At 40.4% G+C, this 4,253-nt stretch carries 3 protein-coding genes; all 3 read right to left on the bottom strand.

Going from position 1 to position 4,253, the window contains the following annotated elements; all coding sequences use genetic code 11:
• Positions 1-114: 114 nt before the first annotated feature.
• Complete coding sequence (gene asnB, locus AB1397_02795) at positions 115-1,992, bottom strand: asparagine synthase (glutamine-hydrolyzing) (GenBank protein MEW6481920.1); 1,878 nt, start codon at positions 1,990-1,992, stop codon at positions 115-117.
• On the bottom strand, positions 1,993-2,472 hold the full coding sequence (locus tag AB1397_02800) for a peptidylprolyl isomerase (GenBank protein MEW6481921.1): 480 nt from the start codon (positions 2,470-2,472) through the stop codon (positions 1,993-1,995).
• Positions 2,473-2,726: 254 nt separating this feature from the next.
• Complete coding sequence (locus AB1397_02805) at positions 2,727-4,220, bottom strand: penicillin-binding transpeptidase domain-containing protein (GenBank protein ID MEW6481922.1); 1,494 nt, start codon at positions 4,218-4,220, stop codon at positions 2,727-2,729.
• Positions 4,221-4,253: the final 33 nt, after the last annotated feature.

Raw genomic sequence — 4,253 nt, forward strand, 5'->3', positions numbered from 1 at the left:
TTTTAATTCAAAATTCAACATTCAAAATTCAAAATTTTATATAAAGTTTTTCCTTTTTTAATTCAAAATTCAACATTCAAAATTCATAATTTTATAGAGGGGGGGGTTAAAGGTTTAATCCACAAAAACATTGTGCCATACCTCAAGAAATAGAAGCGTCCAGAGGGGATAGCCGTAGTCTGTTTTTCCGCTTGTATGCTCATCAAGCAGCCTTTTTACCTCAGTTATGTTAAAGTATCCCCTGTTTTTTGCCTTATCGCTTAATAAAACCTCATAGATATAATCCTTAAGCTCCTGCCTAAACCACCTGGCAAGGGGAACACCAAAACCCATTTTACCCCTTCTAAGAATCTCCTTGGGAAGGATATTTGATATAGCCTTTTTCAGGATATACTTGCTTTTATTTCCTTTAAGCTTTATATCAAAGGGAAGATGCAAGACAAATTCAACCAACTCACTATCTAAAAATGGGCTTCTTGTCTCAAGGGAATTCGCCATACCAGCAATATCAACCTTTATAAAGAGGTCATCGGGAAGGTTCATCATTAGATCTGTAAAGGTGGATGCCTCAAGAAGGTCATCGGTGGGTGCAAGGTTGTAAAGGGAAAGGAGAAGCTCAATTGAGTCAACATCCTTTGTTTTCTCTTTCATCTCAGGGGAATAGAGCCTTTGTTTTTCATCGTTCTTGAAACTAGTTAGCCACCTTCCATACCTCCTCCTTGGCTCCTCAGACATTGCACCCAAAAACCTCTTTAACTTGCGGATAAGATCATTTCTCCTGCTTCCTTCAGGAAATCTTTTTACCAAAGCAAAGATTGTATCCTTGATAATTTTTGGAATCTTATCGTATAGTAAAGAAAGCTTTAATGCCCGATAGCGGTCATATCCGGCAAAAAGCTCATCCCCGCCATCGCCAAGTAAGGCAACGCTTACATATTTTCTTGCCATCTGGGATAGGTAGTAGGTAGGAAGGGCTGATGAATCAGCATAAGGCTCATTGTAAAACCAGGCAAGCTTAGGGAGAATATCAATTGTTTGGGGCTTTACCATAAATTCATTATGCTCGGTTTGAAATCTCTTTGAGACAATCCTTGCAAAAGGAAGCTCGGAAAAATCCTCCTCTTCAAAGCCAATAGAAAATGTCTTAACTGGCCTTTCCATCAAACCTGCCATCATTGCCACAACCGCCGATGAATCAATTCCACCTGAAAGGAATGCACCCAGAGGGACATCAGAAATAAGCCTTAATCTTGTTGCCTCCTTAAGAAGCCTTAAGATTTCAGAGATTGCCTCATCTTCGCTTATTTTAAGCTTTGGCTGATAAACAGGCATCCAATACCTTTCTATTCTTTCTTCTTTCTTCTCAAGGATAAGAAAAGAACCCGGGGAAAGCTTTTTTATCCCCTTAAATATGGTCAAAGGTGATGGGATATATCCATAGCTTAAATAATGGTGAATAGCAATGGGGTCTATCTCCCTTGGAATATCTTTGTCCTCAAGGATAGATTTTATCTCTGAGGCAAACAAAAATCTTTGTTTATCTCTTGTATAGACAAGGGGTTTGCTTCCCAGACGATCACGGACAAGGAATAGCCTTTTTTTCTCTATATCCCAGATAGCAAAGCTAAACATCCCCCTTAATTGCTTAGGGCAGGAAATTCCATAATCCTCATAAAGATGAATGATTACCTCGGTATCAGAATGGGTCTTAAAGGAATGGCCATTTTTTATAAGATTTTCCTTTAGCTCTTGAAAGTTATATATCTCGCCATTACACACAATCCATATCTTTTCTGTTTCATTTGACATTGGCTGGTGTCCTAAGGAAAGGTCAATGAGGGAAAGCCTTCTATGTCCTAGCCCAATTTCTTGGTTAATGTATATCCCAGAATCATCAGGCCCTCTGTGGGAGAGGACATCCGTCATTCTTTCTAAGAGGGATTTATCTATGGGTGAGCCATCAAGGTTTAATCTTCCACAAATTCCGCTCATTTAGGGTTTTTCTATAATTACCTTCTTCATTATGACATCCTTTAAGGGCTTGTCTCTCTCAGAACGAGGAAGCTCAGATATCTTTTTAACCACATCCATCCCTTTAATAACCTGACCAAAAATGCTGTGCTTTCCATCAAGCCAGGGTGTGGGTGCTAGGGTAATAAAGAATTGAGAGCCATTTGTGTTAGGTCCGGCATTTGCCATTGAGAGAATCCCTGGCTTATCGTGTTTTAGCTCTGGATGGAATTCATCGGCAAACACATAGCCTGGACCTCCCCCTCCTGTTCCTGTGGGATCCCCTCCCTGAATCATAAAGCCAGGAATAACCCTGTGGAAGATTACACCATTATAAAACCCGCTTTCCGCAAGCTTTACAAAGTTTTCTACAGTGTTTGGTGCCTTTTCTGAAAATAGCTCTAAGACAATCTCGCCGAGGGTTGTTTTAATCCTTGCCCTCAAGGTTTTTACCTCCTGTATTTGGAAAGAAAGAACCCAGCCAGTAAGATTTACCTTTGTCCAGGCTCCAGATTTTTCTAAAACCTTTGCCTTGCCAAGCAGGGTTCCTATCCTTGTCTCTGTCCCCTTTCCTTCATATATCGCTACCCCTCCCTTTTTTGGAGAAACCTTTATTGAATAAGAGAGGCTTGCTCCTACCATAAACAGCAAAAATAATCTTTTCATAATGATATATTAATCTTTAGCAAAGAAGAAGTCAAGGATGTTGATTTTTTCTACCATTCCTCCTTAAAATCTTCCTTTTCCCAAGGCTTTTCTTCTTCAATTTCTTTCCTTTCTGGCTCTGTTCCAGCGATGAATGCCTCAGGAAAACCAGAAACCTCAGCAGATAAAACCCTGCCCGATTTTCGGTCAATATTTAAAAAAACAATGCCATCTGGGATTTGAAAGCTTTCCTTTGGCACCTCCCTTAATGCCTCCTTCATAAATTCAAGGAATATAGGAGCCGCTGCCACAGCACCTGTCATATTCTTTCCCATAGATTTTCTTCCCCTGTCATATCCAACCCAGACAGCACATAAGAGATTTGGCGTATATCCAATGAACCAGGCATCAACACATTCATCGGTTGTCCCTGTCTTTCCTGCAATATCGCAGCTAAATTGTCCGCCAAGAAAAGGCTGGGCTGTTCCTCTCTCTATAACACCTTTAAGAGCTGAGGTAATGATATATGCTGTCTCTTTTGAAAGGACACATTCATAGAAGGGGACGGTTTTCTTCAGGATATTGTTATTTCTATCTTTAACCTCAGTTATTCCGTATGGCTTAACCCTCAATCCACCATTGGCAAACACAGAGAATACTGTGGCCATATCCATCATAGAGACATCAAACGCACCCAGAGCAAGTGAGAGGTATGGATGAAGCTCTGATGTTATACCAAGCCTTTTGCCATAGATAACCGCCCTGGCTGGACCTATCTTATCAAGGATTTTAATTGTAGGAATATTTATTGAATCCTCAAGGGCTTTTCTCACGGTTACCCTTCCATACCACCTTCCCTCATAATTTTGCGGTGTCCAGGTTTTTCCCTCATCCATCCCTGGATATGATATAGGTTCATCAAGGATTGTATCGGCCAATGTCCAGCCTGAATCAATAGCTGCTGCATAGATTATTGGCTTAAATGCAGAACCAGGCTGTCTTATTGTCTGGTAGGTCCTGTTTAATTGATTACGCACAGAAAAGCCAGAGCCACCAACCATTGCCCTAATCTTTCCCGTGGTTGGCTCAATGGCAAGCAATGCTCCCTCTATTTTATCTTTTCTCCCCATATTTAGCCTGTTTAAGCCCTTAGATAAAGCCAATTCCGCCTCTCTTTGCATCTTAAGGTTTAAGGTTGTTGAAACAGAAAGGCCTCCCTGATATAAAAGGTTATAGCCATATTCCTGTTCTAGCTGCTTCCTTAAATATTCAATAAAGTATGGTGCCTTGTTTATGGTTGTTCCAATGACAAAGCCTTGTTTGCTTGTAATTTCATTTATTTTCTTGTTTAGAATTATTGCCTCATTTTTTGCCCTTTCCTTTGTAATATATCCATCATTTGCCATTCTATTAAGTGTCCTTATTCCCCTTTCCACAGAAAGAGAGGGGTTTGAAAAAGGCGAGTATGTATTGGGTGAGGCAACCATTCCCGCAAGGATTGCTGCTTCAGAAAGGGAAAGGCTATTTGCCTCTTTGTTGAAATAGAACCTTGAGGCTGCCTCTATGCCCTATACACCCTGTCCAAAGTAAATTTTATT

The sequence above is a fragment of the bacterium genome (assembly GCA_040756715.1).
Lineage (GTDB): Bacteria > UBA9089 > UBA9088 > UBA9088 > UBA9088 > JBFLYE01.